The organism is Fimbriimonas sp. LA-C6 (assembly GCF_055398105.1).
This window is the reverse complement of sequence record NZ_AP038796.1, coordinates 3,511,748-3,528,365: the sequence shown is the minus strand read 5'-3', so window position 1 is coordinate 3,528,365 and position 16,618 is coordinate 3,511,748. Positions and strand designations below refer to the sequence as shown.

At 52.7% G+C, this 16,618-nt stretch carries 15 protein-coding genes; 14 read left to right on the top strand and 1 reads right to left on the bottom strand.

Features of this window, described 5'->3' with window-relative positions; genetic code table 11:
• Positions 1-26 precede the first annotated feature (26 nt).
• Positions 27-1,649 carry an aldehyde dehydrogenase family protein gene (locus ACZ51B_RS16210; RefSeq protein ID WP_464294384.1) on the bottom strand — a complete coding sequence of 541 codons (1,623 nt, stop codon included), beginning with the start codon at positions 1,647-1,649 and terminating at the stop codon, positions 27-29.
• A 158-nt stretch (positions 1,650-1,807) separates the two neighbouring features.
• Here ACZ51B_RS16210 and ACZ51B_RS16205 point away from each other — a divergent pair, with 158 nt between their 5' ends.
• The 14 genes from ACZ51B_RS16205 (at position 1,808) to ACZ51B_RS16140 (ending at position 16,612) form a co-directional block, all read left to right on the top strand.
• A complete protein-coding gene (locus ACZ51B_RS16205) occupies positions 1,808-2,635 on the top strand; it encodes a prepilin-type N-terminal cleavage/methylation domain-containing protein (protein WP_464294383.1) in 828 nt (275 codons plus the stop codon).
• Positions 2,636-2,637: 2 nt separating this feature from the next.
• Positions 2,638-3,666: a cytochrome-c peroxidase gene (locus tag ACZ51B_RS16200; RefSeq protein ID WP_464294382.1), complete on the top strand. Its 1,029-nt coding sequence runs from the start codon at positions 2,638-2,640 to the stop codon at positions 3,664-3,666.
• Positions 3,667-3,790: 124 nt separating this feature from the next.
• Positions 3,791-4,156: a VOC family protein gene (locus ACZ51B_RS16195; protein ID WP_464294381.1), complete on the top strand. Its 366-nt coding sequence runs from the start codon at positions 3,791-3,793 to the stop codon at positions 4,154-4,156.
• Between the two features lie 81 nt (positions 4,157-4,237).
• Entirely contained in the window at positions 4,238-5,428 is a 1,191-nt protein-coding gene (locus ACZ51B_RS16190; protein ID WP_464294380.1) for a glycosyltransferase family 4 protein, read from the top strand.
• A 17-nt stretch (positions 5,429-5,445) separates the two neighbouring features.
• Positions 5,446-5,862, top strand: a complete 417-nt coding sequence (tsaE, locus tag ACZ51B_RS16185; protein WP_464294379.1) for a tRNA (adenosine(37)-N6)-threonylcarbamoyltransferase complex ATPase subunit type 1 TsaE — start codon at positions 5,446-5,448, stop codon at positions 5,860-5,862.
• A 30-nt stretch (positions 5,863-5,892) separates the two neighbouring features.
• A complete protein-coding gene (locus ACZ51B_RS16180; protein ID WP_464294378.1) occupies positions 5,893-6,462 on the top strand; it encodes a DUF3052 domain-containing protein in 570 nt (189 codons plus the stop codon).
• Positions 6,463-6,477: 15 nt separating this feature from the next.
• Positions 6,478-7,458: a Gfo/Idh/MocA family protein gene (locus tag ACZ51B_RS16175; protein ID WP_464294377.1), complete on the top strand. Its 981-nt coding sequence runs from the start codon at positions 6,478-6,480 to the stop codon at positions 7,456-7,458.
• A gap of 130 nt (positions 7,459-7,588) precedes the next feature.
• The gene (locus tag ACZ51B_RS16170) at positions 7,589-8,863 is read left to right on the top strand and encodes a DsbA family protein (RefSeq protein ID WP_464294376.1); all 1,275 of its coding nucleotides are present in this window, start codon (positions 7,589-7,591) and stop codon (positions 8,861-8,863) included.
• A 15-nt stretch (positions 8,864-8,878) separates the two neighbouring features.
• The gene (locus tag ACZ51B_RS16165; RefSeq protein WP_464294375.1) at positions 8,879-10,111 is read left to right on the top strand and encodes an FtsX-like permease family protein; all 1,233 of its coding nucleotides are present in this window, start codon (positions 8,879-8,881) and stop codon (positions 10,109-10,111) included.
• Positions 10,108-10,758: an ABC transporter ATP-binding protein gene (locus ACZ51B_RS16160; RefSeq protein ID WP_464294374.1), complete on the top strand. Its 651-nt coding sequence runs from the start codon at positions 10,108-10,110 to the stop codon at positions 10,756-10,758. The genes ACZ51B_RS16165 and ACZ51B_RS16160 overlap by 4 nt, the downstream gene beginning before the upstream one ends.
• Before the next feature lie 354 nt (positions 10,759-11,112).
• A complete protein-coding gene (speD, locus tag ACZ51B_RS16155) occupies positions 11,113-11,718 on the top strand; it encodes an adenosylmethionine decarboxylase (protein ID WP_464294373.1) in 606 nt (201 codons plus the stop codon).
• A 120-nt stretch (positions 11,719-11,838) separates the two neighbouring features.
• Positions 11,839-14,460: an alkaline phosphatase family protein gene (locus ACZ51B_RS16150; protein WP_464294372.1), complete on the top strand. Its 2,622-nt coding sequence runs from the start codon at positions 11,839-11,841 to the stop codon at positions 14,458-14,460.
• Positions 14,461-14,624: 164 nt separating this feature from the next.
• Complete coding sequence (locus tag ACZ51B_RS16145; RefSeq protein ID WP_464294371.1) at positions 14,625-15,560, top strand: prepilin-type N-terminal cleavage/methylation domain-containing protein; 936 nt, start codon at positions 14,625-14,627, stop codon at positions 15,558-15,560.
• 176 nt (positions 15,561-15,736) lie between these two features.
• A complete protein-coding gene (locus ACZ51B_RS16140) occupies positions 15,737-16,612 on the top strand; it encodes a prepilin-type N-terminal cleavage/methylation domain-containing protein (protein WP_464294370.1) in 876 nt (291 codons plus the stop codon).
• Positions 16,613-16,618: the final 6 nt, after the last annotated feature.

The following is a 16,618-nucleotide window of genomic DNA, read 5'->3' as shown; positions in this document are numbered from 1 at the left end:
AAGGCTACCCCGTTGTAGCCCCGGTCCTAGAACAAAAAGTCGGTTCTGAGGAAGTTACTGGAGCGGCTCGCGAGAATCTCGTTGATCAGGTCTCGGTTTCGCTCGCTGACATCGGTTGCGACCAACGTTCGAATGGAGAACCGCTTTAGTGCGTCTGCCACGCTTAAGGTGCCCTCAGCAGATGCTTTTCGACCTGTAAATGGGAACGTGTCTGGCCCGCGTTGGCACTGCACGTTGAGGTTCACCCGAGAAACTTGGTTGACCATCGCGTCGATCATTGGGCCAAGGACCTTCGGATCGTAGCCGAACAAACTCACCTGCATTCCAAAGGGGGACTGCACCATGTAGTCTCGAACTTCGGAGAGAAACTCGTACTCTACAACCGGAATCACCGGACCGAACTGCTCGACTTCTAAAAGACGCATACCTGGCTTTACGGGAAACACGATCGCAGGGTGCATGTAGTTCTCAACATGGTCCCCACCTCCCGGATTGACTACTTTCGCACCCATCGACTTAGCCTCTTCGATGAGCTCTTTGAGCCACTCAATCGCCTTAATGTCTGCGACGGGCGTGATCTTGGTTCCCTTGGTCCAGGGGAATCCGCCCGGCAGATTCGTGACTGCATCGCTCAACCTCTCCAGCAACTCCTTAGTACGCGATTTATGCACGAAGATGATCTTAAGGGCAGTACATCGCTGGCCGTTGAAGCCGAGTGCACCTGCGATGAGTTGGGGAATCGTCACATCCAGGTCTGCATCCTCTAGGATCACCGCCGGGTTCTTGGCATCTAAGCTAAGAATCGACTTCAAACGGTGTGGATGAGGGTGTTCGCGTTTTACTTTGTCAGCCGCCTTACTTGAGCCGATGAATGCCAAGAGTTCGATCTTGCCACTCTTCATCATGGGGGTGATAATCTCTTCCCCACGGCCGTTAATGATGTTGACTACTCCTGGAGGGAACGAATCGCGAAACGCCTCCAGCAACGGATCGTTCAGAAGCTGCCCAAAGCGAGGGAGCTTGCTGATCACCGGATTGCCCATTAAGATTGCAGGGATCAGTGTGGTGAAGGTTTCGTTCAGAGGGTAGTTGTAGGGTCCCATACAAAGGGTCGGACCAAACGGGGATCGTCGAATCTGAGCAAGAAAGCCTTTTTCTAAACTGAACCCAGAGGAATCACGATCAAGGTTCTTCAGCGCCTCAATGGAATCAACGATGTAGTCAACCGTTCGATCGAACTCCTTATAGGAGTCCTCTTGAGATTTTCCAATCTCCCACATCATGAGCTCAGAGACCGTTTCCCGCTGAGCTTTCATGCGGGTCACAAACCCTTCCATCGCCTCAATGCGCTGGGACACGGTCATTGTTGGCCAGGTGCCCTCACCCTGCGCCCAAGCAGCCTCCGCAGCTTCTACAGCTGCAAGCGCCTCTGCGGCATCCAGCTGTGGAACTGTCCCCAGGGACGGACGGACAAACCCGCCGTTCCAGGAGAAAAAGAGACAGCTATTCACTTCAGCCGTTGCTCCTTTCCACTCGCGAATCTCTCCGCCGATGAGGTACCTGTTACCCGTGCGTTGCGGCGGAACCGGACGACCGTCCGACTGCCAATTCCGAGGGTCTGTTTGGGGTGCTTTCAGTTCGCTCTTCATTTTCAACCAACCTAGTCTGTACTTGCTCTACGGGAATACTTCTCCAGTTTGACTCGCAACCGAAGAATGTTTCGCAAACCAGAGGAACAACTTCATACCTTCCAAGGTCAATCGGTGAGTTCATTGAATCTATACTTTACTTTCAAGTATAGTATGACGTGTCCTGTCGACCCATCCTCCGAAAGGGGTTTACGCTCATTGAACTCCTCGTTGTCATCGCGATCATCGCGATTCTCGCAGCAATTCTATTCCCCGTGTTCGCTCAAGCCAAAGAGGCTGCGAAGAAAACGGTCTGCCTCTCCAACCTCAAGCAGATCGGACTTGCATCGATGCTCTACGTCACTGACTATGACGACTGCTACGCGATTGAGAGTGTTGTAGAGAAGGCCTCAACTGCCACCTACACCAGACTTTGGTGGCACGCGCTAGTGAAGCCCAAATCTGGAGCGAACTATGTGGACCGATCAGGAGGGATTTTGCAGCCCTACATGAAGGCGTTCATTGTCTACAATTGCCCTTCGACCCCAGGCAACCTATCCGACGTATACAGCGCGAGCTACAACACCAAGAGCCCGGTCACAACGTACGCCACGAATGAACTGTTCACCGGCGGTATGAGTTCCTCTGAGCTCGCGGCTCCTGCCGACACGCTCTTTGTTACAGAGCCAGCGGTCCAGGTTAAAGGAGTCCTAATGACTTCCCTGACCGCAAAGCAACCGAAGTCCACTTCGACTGGCAAAATCATCCCACCCTATATCCATGGGCGGCACGGCGATAGCGCCACGATTACCTGGTTCGACGGTCACGCGACGGCTAAAAAGCTTGTGTTTGCTTCCCCAGCGATCGTTTCGACTTTCTCCGCGAACTACCAGACTCCAGACCCCAAGCTGAATCACATGGGCTATATCGTCGGACCTGGGGCAGCGCTTTCAGCAGACGACCCACGAGTGAACTACTACTTTGAGCTGACAAAGTCCACCCAATAACCATGACCAAATCGAAATTCGTCAGCTTAGTCTTCGGCATTGCGGGTATTGGAACCTGCATCGCCCAACAGGTCGCTCCTCCAATGTCGAGGGCCGATCAGGCATCAGACGCCCGTGAACTCCGATCCCTCGGGCCGGTCCCTACTCCCCCCGACAATCCCACAACGCCAGCCAAAGTTGAGCTGGGCAAGCGACTCTTTAACGATCCAATCCTAAGCGGAAGCAATAAGCTGAGCTGTGCGAGTTGTCACCTGCCGTCGCATGGGTTCGCAGATACCCGCCGTCTCTCTCTGGGAGACCAAGGGAAGACTCTTGGGCGTCATACACCCGGTCTGCTCAACGTCGCTTATAACACCGCACAGTTTTGGGATGGACGAGCAGGAAGCCTTGAAGAGCAAGCCCTCAAGCCTATCGAAAACCCAGTAGAAATGAATCAGCCGATTCCCGAGCTGTTGGTCGAACTCAAACATAGCGGATACGGTACGGCATTTAGCAAGATCTTCGGAGACGAAACAATCACTGCAGATCGACTTGCTAAGGTGCTCGCGGCCTATGAGAGGACGCTTGTGCAGAACAACACGCCTTTTGATCGATGGATCAGAGGGGACCCCAAGGCGATGTCGTACGAAGCAGTGCGTGGCCTCCTCATATTTACGACGAAGGGCCGATGTATCGCTTGCCATAGCGGCCCAAACTTTACAAATGCGGCGCATAGCTTTGGGAATCCGTTCATCAACATTGGTGTGAATCCGGTGCCTGGTGATCCAGATGACACAGGGCGCATGGCCGTTCTGACTGACGAGCGACAGAAGAAAAACAAAAACTTCGTTGGTGCGTTCAAAATCCCGTCGCTGCGAGGAGTCGGCCTTACCGCGCCCTACATGCACAATGGCTCGCTCGCGACTCTCAGGGACGTTGTCGAGTTCTACTCGCGAGGTGGGGACCAGAAGAAGCTGAGGCCCGCGAGACTGAGTGAGCAGGAGAAAAAGTATCTGATCAAATTCCTAGACGAGGGACTCACTCAACGTTGAACTGGGCGTTGTCAGTAAGCACGCGTTGCCGATAGCTTCGCGTGCTTACGGGTAGAGAATTTTTAATTTTTATTGAGTCTCTCTACCCTCTTCACAACAAGGCTAATGCCGATGCAATATGTGGATGATGAAGATCAACACAGTGTTGTGTCAGGTCCAGAGCATGGACCGTGCGCTCTCCTTTTATCGAGACCTTCTCGGCTTAACTCCCGAGTCAGAATCACCTCATTGGAGCCAGTTCGACCTCGGCGGAGCGAAGTTGGGTCTTCATACACCCTTTAGCTCCAAGACTTGCCCCCAAGGGTGCGGATGGATACTTGGGCTTGAGGTGGAAAATATTCAAGAACTCCGGAAGAAGCTGCAGTGCCACGACTTCCTTGTTGGTGAGTATCACGAATTGCCGCACGGCGTGATCATGGATTTCCAAGACGCAGATGGATACCCACTTCAGGCAATTCAGCTTGGAGCGAAGCTCCTAGATTTGAGCTGAACAGTCACTCATTGAAGTTGGCGATAGGTAAATTGTCAATGGGCAAAACTTTAACTTTGTTGTGCCTGCTGATGTGGGAAAATGCCGACCGCAACTTCAAGGTGCTCGCTTCGAAACATTTTAATGTTCTCCCCAACTTCAAGCCTTTACGGAGCCTCTCGGGCTGCCCTAATGGCCGGTGTTGGTGTTCGTAAACTTGGGCTGCATCCCATCTTTGCGCTCGGCGAGGGGCCTCTCTGGACACTTATCCGAGAGAATTCCCTTGAAGCCATTGAACTCCCCAGCAAACGATGGGTCCACCGTGAGGGCGGATGGTTAAAAGGGCAGACGCGCTTTTCGAAAAACCGTGCAATTGCCCAAAAGAACCTGTCTAGGCTTCAAGAACTCAGGCTGGATCTGGTTCATTCACATAGTCTGGGTTCTCCGCTCGGTGCTATGTTGGCCAGGAAGCTTGGCCTGCCGCACATTTGGCACATGCATGAGTTACTGGGCACAGGCGAAGGAGACCGATTCTTACTCGGGATCCGGCATGCAGTTCAGTTCATCGACTCGATGACCGACCTCATCATTGTAAATTCTCAATTCACGAAAGCCGGAGTGGAGGCTTACTGTCCAGCGTCAAAAGTCCGAGTCATTTACTATGGAATTCTAGATGAATCGACTCGATTGCCAGCTGCTCCCCAACGTGCCGAGTTTGATTCAAGCAGCCGACTCCGCATTCTGTTGGTTGGAGGCATTCAACCTCGGAAAGGCCAGGACGACGCTATTCTCGCACTTTCTGAGTTAGTTCAAAGAGGTATCGATGCGCACTTGACTTTGGCTGGTGACGGGACAGCCGAATACGTTCGATCGCTCAAAAACCTTGCGGCAACCAGAAAGGTAGCGGACCGCATCACTTGGACTGGGTTCGTCAACGAGACATCAGCACTTTATCGGAATGCAGACGTGGCGATTGTATGTTCCAGAGATGAACCTTTCGGCATCGTAACCGTCGAATCGATGAGCGTTGGACTTCCGACGATTGGAGCAAGAAGTGGTGGCATTCTTGAAGTCATTCAAGATGGAATCAATGGTCTTCTATATGAACAAGGGGATCCTAAGCATCTAGCAGAAAAGATCCAGTATCTGGCAAAACACAGCGAACATCGGCTTCGGATGGCAGCCCAGGGTTACCAGGACGTATTCGAGCGGTTCGGAGTGGAGCGATACGGTCGAGAGCTCAAAGCGGTGTACGAGGAGGCATGCGCAATCCATGCACAGAGATCCAATTAAGCCAAACTGTGAGGTAGATGGAACGGTTCGTGCACGACGAGGCTGCCATGTTAGTGCTAGCAGGTGAACTAGCCCCGCAACTTAGTGCTGGAGATGTGGTTCTGCTTACAGGGGAGCTTGGTGCAGGCAAAACGACGCTCACGCGAGGGATCCTCGCTGCTTTGGGCCAAGTCGGTCCTGTAAGATCTCCAACGTTCAACCTTATCCAGACGTTTGACACCACGCCACCCGTGATGCATGCCGACCTATATCGTGTCCGCAGCTATCAGGGGATTGGAATCGAGGACTACCTTGATGATCATCTCTGCTTAATCGAGTGGCCCGATCGGGCGATGGGGCTGGTTGAGCCGATGGACTGCTGGAGAATCGATATTGAGTTTGACGGAGCAGGTCGCAAGGTATCGATACTAGCTCCAGGCGAGCAGGACGTCTAAACTACACATGTGGGTAAAGAAGCGACTTGTTTGGTCCGGCTAAATGGAAACGAAAGCACGTGCAAGGTCAAGCTTGAGTCTGACTTCGTGCAGCTATCCGGCGCTATCAAGCTAAAGCTTCCTCTTTCGGAGTTGTCCTCAGTCGAAGCGCATGAAGGCTGGCTGACGCTTAAGACACCAGAGCATGATCTCTTGTTGAATCTAGGTCCACAAGCGGATCGATGGAGCAAGGCGATTCTGGAACCCCCTACTCTGCTGGACAAACTCGGTCTTAAGCCGGGGCTTTCCGTAGCTCTGCTCCAGTGCCAGGACCCGTCATTCCTGAACGGACTCTCCTATGAAACCGTGCTCTCAGACCGTCCAACCGATGCTGTTGTGTTCTTCGCGGACAGTCTTGAAAAGCTACAGCCTGCTACCCAGGTCGCAGACCATTTAGCTCCGAAAGGAATGCTCTGGATCGTCTACCCGAAGGGAATCAAGGCCATCACCGAGCTTCAAGTGCTCGAGTTCGGTAGGTCGCTTGGACTTGCAGATACGAAGGTCTGTAAGTTCTCAGACACTCACACCGCCCTCAAATTTGTGCATCGAAAGGCTCCGTGAGTGTATCTTTGTGGAATGGGTCTCCGAGTCGGCATCCTCACCACAGCTCACATGCACATTTGGAGCTACGTCCACTGCTTTGGAGATCATCCAGATGCAGCCCTCGTGGGAGTCTGGGATGACGATGAAGAGCGCGGGCGTAAGTTCGCCGACAAAGCTGGCTTGCCGTTCGTAACAGATCTCAACACGCTGCTGGACCAAGTTGACGCCGTATGTGTGACCAGTGAAAACAACCGTCACACCGATCTTGTTGAGATCGCCGCGAAAGCAGGCAAACACATTCTCTGCGAAAAACCCCTAGTCACTTCTGAAGCCGACGCCATCCGGATGGAAAAAGCAGTCAAGGAGGCTGGGGTCAAACTGATGACCGCTTTCCCTTGCCGATTCTCTCCTGCCTTCCAAAAACTCAAGGCACGCGTCAAATCGGGAGACATCGGGGCCATCAAAGCCATCTGTGCCACGAACAAAGGCAAGTGCCCATTCGACTGGTTTGTGAAGCCAGAACTCTCGGGAGGCGGAGCGATGATCGACCACGTCGTGCACGTGACCGATCTTCTTCGTGACCTGCTGGGGGAAGAGCCGGTGAGAGTGCAGGCTCAGATTGGCAACAACATGTACAGCAAAGAGTGGGACGACACCGCGATGGTCACTATCGAGTTTCCAAGTGGCATCTTCGCGACCATCGACTCCTCCTGGTCGAGACCGCAAACCTTCAAAACATGGGGCGATGTCACTATGAATGTGGTAGGTGATGGCGGCGTGATGGAGCTCGACATGTTTGGACAGGGTCTAGAGAAATTCCAGACCGGCACACTTACGCACACCCTTGCCGGATACGGTTCCGACCTGGACAAGCTGATGGTGAACGCCTTCGTGGAGGCATGTCTGAACGATTCAGAAGTGCCGGTTACCCTATACGATGGACTTCAGGCTGCGCGCGTAGCCATCGCTGGATATAAGAGCGTCAAAGAAGGCCAACCGGTCAGCGTGAATTAAGACCTCCTAATCCTTCGCTTCTTCGACAAGAGGGTGTCCAGACAAAGCACCCTCTACGTTTTGGTCATATCAACCGAAACTTCCGAAAGCGATGGAACATCCCGCAAGAATAGTAGGCCACAATCCAGATATGGCGCTCACAATACCGGTCGCGCATGATTTTATATGCCCTTGGTGCTGGGTTGGACTTATCCAAATCAAGCGATTGCAGAAAGAGTTTCACGTCAAGTTCGATTGGCGAGGATACGAGCTGTTCCCTGATGAGTTGGAATGGCCAGACTATCCGGTGGACAAATACGTCCCGCACAACAAGCCCTCCACACCAACTCGCTTCGAGCTACTGCTCGCTGCTGAGGGCATTGTGCTGCCGAGTACTGAACGTCCTCACAAGATGCGAACTCATAATGCACATGAGGCTGTTGAGTACGCAAAAACCGAAGGTGTTGCAGATGAACTGGTAGAGGCTCTTTACCGCGCGTATTGGGAAGAGGGTCTTGAGATCAACGAACCCAAGGTCATCAAGAAAATCGCAAAGTCGATCGTCGACGACGTTGATGCTTTGATGAAGGCCATCGACAAGAAGAAGTTCAAGCACAAAATCGTCGGTTTCGACGACGATGCGCACAGAGATGGCGTGTACAACGTTCCAACTTTCTTCATTGGTGGTCAGCGCTACGCAGAGCAGCCCTACAAGGTGCTGCAACATGCGCTTGAAGCCGCCCAGGAAGAAGGCGCTTGGACCAACATCTACAGCGAACTCCACTTCCCCTCAATCCATGAGGACCGCCCCTACACCTTCATCAACATGGTTACCACCATTGATGGCAAAATCCTGAGCGGTTCACGTGGCGATGATGTTGCCGACCTCGGTTCCAAGGTGGATCACAAGTTGATGAAGCGCATCGAAGGCTCTGCCGACGCCATCATCGCAGGAGCACAGACCATTCGAGCGACTCCGGCGAACTGGAATCCACGTGTCAAGAAGCGCATCGTCGTTTCCCAATCAGGAAACCTCCCAACGGATTCGGCTTATCTGACGGACGGCGATGCCTACGTTGCCACCACTGGCTCCTCCACCTTCAAGGTTCCCAACGGAACAAAGATCTTGAGAGCTGGTAACCAGGAGCTCGACTTCGAACTGCTCCTCTCTCGCATCAAAGGACTCGGCGTGAAAAACCTCCTTGTTACCGGCGGAAGCGAACTGAACGCCGAGTTGCTCCGTAGAGACTTGGTAGACGAGCTGTTCTTGACCATCGCGCCCAAAGTGAAACTGGGCAAAGATGTTCCAACCTACGCAGGCGGAGAAGCCCTCCCCCGCGATAGCATGCAGAAGTTCAAGTTAGTCGAACACCATGTTGTGGGAGATGAGATCTTCCTAAGATATAGGCGGGAGCGCAAGAAGTAAGTGGACATTGAAAGGATGAGTAGCTCTGGTTCGGATTTGAAGCAGGGCAACCCATCCCTTAGGCGCAAGGCGCTGAGAAATCCCCTTTCGCCGACAACCTATCTCCTCCGAAACGCGGGCAAAACTACGCCCCTCATCGGCGTCATCATGTTGGCAGTGATGCTCGTGGCGGGCATTATCGCCCTTATCGATTCGATCCCCTTCTCCATTCGCACCATCTACGATTACTCGTCGGAAATGGTGGGGATTACCCCCCGCGGCGACGGGACCCAAACGGCGAAGCTCGTTCAAGAGATCAAAGCCAAGGCCCCTGTTCCCATTGAGCGCATGATGATCTGCAGGGCAAGCAGCACACAAGTCCAGAGCATCGTTGGCAAGTGGCCATTCGTTGTCCTTGCTCTGGAGCAAAACGACATGCGCTACTACCTGAAGCGGATGGGTGCCACCACCATGCAAGGCAGGTTTCCCCGCCCGGGTGAACCGGAAGCGCTTGTGAGTCGCCCTGTCGCCACGAATCTCGGTTTGAAAATATATGACCCCAACGCATCGGCGAAGGATCGCGCTGCGGGCATTTTGCTAGGTCCAGACAAGACCGACAGTTACTCTCCTAAATATGTTAAAGTCGTCGGGATCGTCGAGTGCAAACACTGGATCATGCTGGCGCCCGTGGAGTACCACCGCGCGAACCACTTCCCTCCTATCGACCTTGCGATGGCATTTGCTCAAAACAAGCACGATCAGAGCATCCTGGATCATTGGACGGAAAAGCACTTCAAGGGCCAACGCGCACAGATTTTCGCCTGGCATCAAGTGGAAAAAAGCACCAACGAGATGTTCCAGACGCTCTACCGGATCTTGGATGTGGTCATTGGAGTGCTCGTGCTTGTCATCACCTTCATGATGGGCATGCTGATGAACATCTACCAGTCTCAGCGTCTGGTGGAGTTCGGCCTACTCCAGGCAATCGGCTACACCAAACGACAACTGCTGAGGCGCGTGGTTCTGGAGTCCGTCATCGTCGTGATGGCTGGTTGGGTCTTTGGCGTCGTTGCAGCCAATGGGCTACTCGCAGTTGTGAGTCGAACCTTGATGGAGCCGAAGGCGTTTGCCCTCGACACCCATGATCGAATGGCGTATCTGTACACAGTGCCTTTGCCGTTTGCCATCCTATTCGTTGCACTGGTAACTGTTTCGTTCCGTTTCCGCAAGTTCGACCCAGTCGGAGTAGTGGAGAGGAGGCTAGTTTGATACGGATCGACAACGCATCGCTCACTTACAGCGATCATGGACGAGAGGTCTTCGCTTGTAAGGACATCAGCATTGATGTCCACCCCGGTGAGTTTTTGGGCATCCTTGGCCCCTCCGGGTCTGGCAAATCTTCGCTGCTCTATCTGATGAGCGGCCTCAAAACTCCAACCCATGGAGACGTTCTCTTGGAGAAAATGAGCCTCAAGAACATGCCGGAAGACAAGCGAAGCCGCTTGAGACTGCAACGGTTCGGCTTTGTGTTCCAACAGCCCTACCTGTTGGGCTACTTGAGCGCCGTGGAGAATGTGTTGGTTAGTGGAGGATTAGCAAAGACTGCTTATGATCTTCTGGACCGCCTGGGTCTCTCCTCCAAAAGCCACCGCCTTCCACATGAGCTCAGTGGTGGAGAAAGGCAGCGAGTTTGTGTGGCGCGTGCCCTCATCGGCAACCCGAGTGTCATCTTTGCAGACGAGCCAACGGCTGCACTGGATCACACCAACGGGCTTTCCGTAGTACAGCTTCTGGATGAAAATCGAGGCAAGGGATCCTTAGTCATGGTTACTCATGACCCCTCGATGCTGGCGAGAGCTGACCGCATTGTAAGAATCGTCGATGGTCAGGTTGTTGACGACGAAACGGCGGAATAGCGTTTTTCACCCTGTAGAACACCAGAATTTATGTCGAAGCTTGTAATACTTGCCTCTATTCCCTCAATCGAGTTGACAGGGGGGGTGGGGTCTGGTATTCTCCCTCATTGCGTCACGGGTTCACCGTGGGGCGGCTACGGTAGGAATTCTCTACCTTAGGAGAAAACCTAGGTTGTTACGGATATGAATAAAAGCAACGTTGCAACCACATTTGGAGTCAACTCGAAAACCTTCGAGTGGTTTTCCTTAGTGGGACATTGCTGTTCATCCAAGGACAACGTTTATTTCGTCGGGTTTTCCGCGCAAGAGCAATCTTGTGTCTGCGCACGGTTATTAAAATAGAGGTCTACGTGATTGGCAAAAACCTTCATCCTTCTTAGCTCAACCATTTTCGGCGCCATCGCCCTTCAAGGCATCGGCACATCTTGGATTCGTAATCTGTTTGGCAAAAAAGCTAAACCTTCCAACGCAGCAGTCGCTGAGCCACCCCATGTCACCACAGAAGGTGGATGGACAATGGTCTCCTGCGACGATGTCGACGCCTTTGGCGAATGGCTCGGCCGGGACGAAGAGGGACTTCCTTCTCGACCAGGCGAAGAACCATCCCTTGGCTCCCACCTGCTTATCGAGCTGTACGGCTGCAAAGGCCAGATGCTCGAAGCTGAATCAATCGTGGGTCAGGCAATGCGTGATGCCGCTGTAGAAAGTAAGGCAACAGTCGTGGAGCAGTCGTTCCATGAGTTCAAACCTTACGGAGTAAGCGGTGCGGTCATCATCCAAGAATCTCACTACACCATCCACACATGGCCAGAACATGGTTATGCAGCCGTGGATCTGTTCTACTGCGGTGGCACCGTTCTTGTACACAAAGCTGTAGACGTCCTTCGAGAGCGATTCCAGCCAGAACGCATTAAGTTCTTGGTCGTTCGACGTGGCCTGTTCAACGAAGTCTCTAAATAACTCCGTAGACAACTCAAGTAGAAGCCCAGCCACCACGTGGCTGGGCTTTTTATTTCATAAATCGTTAACATTCTGCAAAGACTCGAACCACTCGCTCCCTCGCATGAATAATCTAACGGTGTGATTTTTGCTATTGCGCTCAGTCTGTTCTATCAAAACACCAACCTCACGTCCCCAGCTGGGAACGAATACACAAAGGTGGTGCCCGGCGGCAAGACGATTCTCCCCAATGGTCGATTCCTGACACCGATCGGCAAGCGGCTCTACACAGGTGAAGATCTTTGGAAAGTACTGCTCAGCCCCGATGAGAAAACAGTGTTGGGCTTCAGCGACGACACGCTAACGATTTTCACAGACCTGCAATCCGACAAGCCCACCAAAAAGTCCATTTCCGTTAAAGACTTGGCACCAACAGGCTCGTTCTCCAAGGACGGCAAGCAACTCCTGGTTAGCATGGGAGAAGACGGAAAGCTTGCGGTCTACGACACCGAAACGTGGAAGCCGACTGGTGAGAAAATCAACCTCAACACGGATGGCTTTAAGGAAAGCTACGCGGTTGATGTAGCGATCTCACCAACCAATCCCAACGTGGCTTATGCGCTAGACGTTGCCAACCAGTATCTCGTGACCATTGACCTTGAGAAGCGAGTGGTGACTAGCCGCGTGAAGGCGGGCCGAGAACCTTATGCCCTCGTTCTAAGCCCAGATGGCTCCAAGGCCTTCGTCGCCAACATCGGTATCTTTGACTACAGCGTCGTCAAGGCTCCCGAAAAGGGCAAAGGCAACCCAAGAGGACTGACTCGCCCTCCCTTCGGGTTCCCAGGAAAGGATAGTGAAACAGGCATCGATTTTGAGGGCCGACAGATTCCAGGTCTTGGAGATCCCCGCGTGCCCGACGCTCAATCGATCTGGTCTTATGACCTTCGAGGCGACAAACCGGTTTTGGCAAACCAAGCGAAAAGCGGTCTACTCATCCATGCCACAAGCGACGCTGGCAAAGCCATCGGCGGCAGCGCGCCGAACGCACTTGCCGTGTTGAAAGAAGAAGTGTTTGTGAGCAATGCCAACAACGACACCGTCCAAGTGTTCAGCACCGCCCTCAAGCTGAAGCGAACCTTCAAGCTCTCACCCTCGGCGGCTGTGTCCAAACTCCGAGGAGTCATCCCAAGTGCACTCACCCTCAGCAAAGACGGAAAGAGATTGTACGTTTGCGAGAGCGGACTCAATGCGATCGCTGTCCTTGACCCTAAGACCGGAAAGGCTCTCGGACACATCCCAAGCGGCTGGTTCCCACTTTCGTTGGCACTTGATAGCAACTCACACATGTATGTGGGAGTTCAGAAAGGCATCGGGCAGGGTCCACGTGGGCCACACGGCGCCCGGACTGAGACTGATGAAAGATATCGCCTTGCCGAGATGCCAGGAATGGTACAGGCCTTTACAGAGCCAAAGGATTCAGAACTCGCCGGATATACCAAACAGGTTCTTCAAAACAATGGCGTGCTTGCCATCGGTCCTTCTCCCAAGCCGAAGCCAAGTGACCAGATCAAGTACGTGGTCTTCATCACCAAGGAGAACCACACGTTCGACGGAATCTTTGGCGGCCTGAAAGGATCCAACAGCGTTGCAGAGAATGCCGAATTTGGACTGAATGGCTGGATTCGTGAGAAAGGGAAAGGCACACGCCTGCCGATCATGCCGAACCACATCAGCCTCGCCGAGAAGTTCTCCATCAGTGACAACTTTTACATGGAGCCTCATGCGAGCGGCGACGGACACCGATGGCTAGTCGGCGTGTACCCAAGCCTTTGGACTACGCGACTGTTCTATGCAGGTTGGGACTTCCGAAGGTCCGATACGGCTAAAGGCCGACTCGTTAGCTTCGGAAGCAACGGATCACAGATTCCAGAAGACTATCTGGAGAACGGCTCTCTGTGGGAGCACTTGGATCGAGGAAACGTGCCTTTCCGAAACTATGGCGAAGGTTTCGAGTTCCCAGGCGTAGACGAGGGTCCCGCAATGGCACGATCAGGCGCTGGCGAGCCAGTCAACTTCCCCATGCCGATGGTGCTGTATAAAAACACCTGCTTCGAGTTTCCAATATTCAACACCAATATCCCCGACATTGCTCGCGTGGACTGGTTCAAAGAGGACATTGAGAAGAACTTCCGAGCACCTGGCAAGCCGCTTCCAAAGTTCATCAACATTGCACTCTGCAATGACCACGGCGACGGCCCCCGTCCTAAGGATGGCTATCCGTACGTGTGCTCGTATATGGCGGACAACGACCTAGCCCTGGGCAAGACGGTCGAGTATCTGAGCCACACACCAGAGTGGAAGAACATGGCCATCTTCGTCACCCAAGACGATAGCGGAGGAGACAACGACTCTGTAGATCGACATCGAAGCTTCGTCCTCTGCATCAGCCCTTGGGCCAAGAAGCAGTACGTGTCCCACCGACACAGCAGCATCATGTCGATCATCAAGACCATCTACGGAATCTTCGGCCTCGGCCCGAACAACATGTTCGACGCCACCGCAGCATCCCTAGATGACATGTTCACCGACAAACCGGACTACACGCCGTACACCCACATTGAGGTCGATCCAAGAGTCTTCAAACCAGAAGACACCCTAGATCCGACAGACCCAGGATTCAAGCGCCGCCGCCTACGCCCCAGCGTAAAAATGGACGACCCGAAATTCTTCGAATGGCTCCAACAACGCGGTAGCGGTCAGTAAATAAATAACTCGATGCGATGTTAAGGCTACACACCAGAAGTTACACTTATCAGCTAGTCTTAACATTGCATCAAGAATGAGTAGATTTAACATTCCCCTAACCTTAACAATCGACCCTATTCAAATAACATAAGCGCGTTAAGTTCCCGGGAGGGATTTATCTTATGCTGAAACGTGCTTTTACTCTTATTGAACTTTTGGTCGTCATCGCGATCATCGCTATTCTCGCCGCCATTCTTTTTCCTGTCTTTGCACAAGCAAAGCTTGCAGCAAAGAAGGTGAAGTCACTTTCTAACGTCAAACAGTTAGGAACCGCGTTCATGCTCTATCTGGGAGACAGTGATGACACGACTCCATCGATCTGGGGAACGTTCGACTCCAACCACTGTAATGCTGCTACGGGAGATATCACTGGATGCAGCAACGAGTGGTGGTACCCAGTCTACCCTTACTTCAAAACGATCGAACTCACCTATTCGGACGAGCGAAATGAGGCCGATACAAGCTCGATTCGAAACGGATACTTTAAAGCTCAGAAGATTTCGGCTTATGGCTATAACTGGGGACCATTTGGGTGGCGCGGCGGTGGCCTACTTGAGAAGCAGATCGCTGTGCCAAGAATCGACAACCCTTCCAAGATGACTAACGTCAACAAGGGTAAATCTGCAACAAGTGTTTCCGAACCAGCAGGGGTGTTTGTCTTTGGGGATACCTACGATACGCCTCGCGCAACCGTTGGAATCGGTTTTTCGGGAGATCACTTCTACGGCTTCAGCAACGCAGAACTGAGATACGGTGGCTCGTTTAACTATGCGTTCCTCGATGGGCACGCAAAGGCGTTAAAGGTTCGAGGTGGAATCCTCCCCAACGCCTTCAATGACCGATGGATCATGCCAAGTGACATCGCCCGCTGGGGTGGTGCCTACTGCTCTGATCCAAATGCGATTATCGATCCAGAAGATGGATCAACATCAAATCTGAATACGACGCCAAGACCTCCAGCCCTCGCATGCAATGCCTACGGGCAGTGGGTAGTGAACAATACAACCGCTGTCTGCAACGGTAAGGATAAGTCAACTGCCTGCCACTGGGGCAACTAGTATTCATGGAGCTAGTGCCGACACGTCGGCACTAGCCATGCCTCACAGAGAAGAAACAACTAGATAGCCAAGTGATTTGCCTGATTCATTGGAACACATCTTCCTTAACAATACGATAACCATTAAAACTGGTGTCACTTGTCATGATAGAGGTTGTCCTAGGAGGGCATATTGCTATGTCAAAGTCCAAGTCCGCATTTACACTAATTGAGCTACTCGTCGTTATTGCGATCATTGCAATTCTTGCTGCAATTCTCTTCCCTGTTTTCGCCCAAGCTAAGGAAGCTGCAAAAAGAACCCAGTCTTTAAGCAATGTAAAGAACATCGCTACCGCTATGTTCCTCTACTCTGGAGATGCAGACGACACAACCCCTCACGTTTCGAGTGGCGGCACTGACGGTGACCATCGAACAGACGTATGGGTAACGATGCAGCCTTACATGAAGAGTGTTGACCTTTGGTTCTCACCTGTGCGGACCGATGCAAACTGCTTCCTCAACACAGGTAACACAGACCTGGGACGATACATTACAAGCCTCAACCCTAAGGGCCGGTGTAATGGTTATGGCTACAACTGGGGTATCCAGATCTATGCAGGTGGCGGTCTGCTTAAGGAAGATACTCAGTACACCGATGCCAACGGGAACGGATACTCTGTTCAGGCCGGTATCAGCATGACTTCGATCGACGCGCCTGCTGACACCCTGGCTTTTGGCGACTCCTACGATACACCTCGCTACACCATTGGCGTTTGGGACCAGTACAACATCGACCGATACACCGGCGGCTTCCAGAAATCCTCGCTTCGACACGGCGGCATGTACAATGTCAGCTTTGCAGATGGACACGCGAAGGCAGTCCAATACAACCTTCTCACAAAGGGAAGCACCACCAACAAGGACGACTGGTACAGCGCTCCCGTTGATGTCAAACGACGAATTGGATACTGTGCAAGTCCATCCGCAACCCTTCGAGACTTCGGAATGGGTGTCATGACCTGTGAGCAAGCTGCTCGATTGCCAGAAACACTCAACCTAAAGTGGGCACCTTAAGTTAGC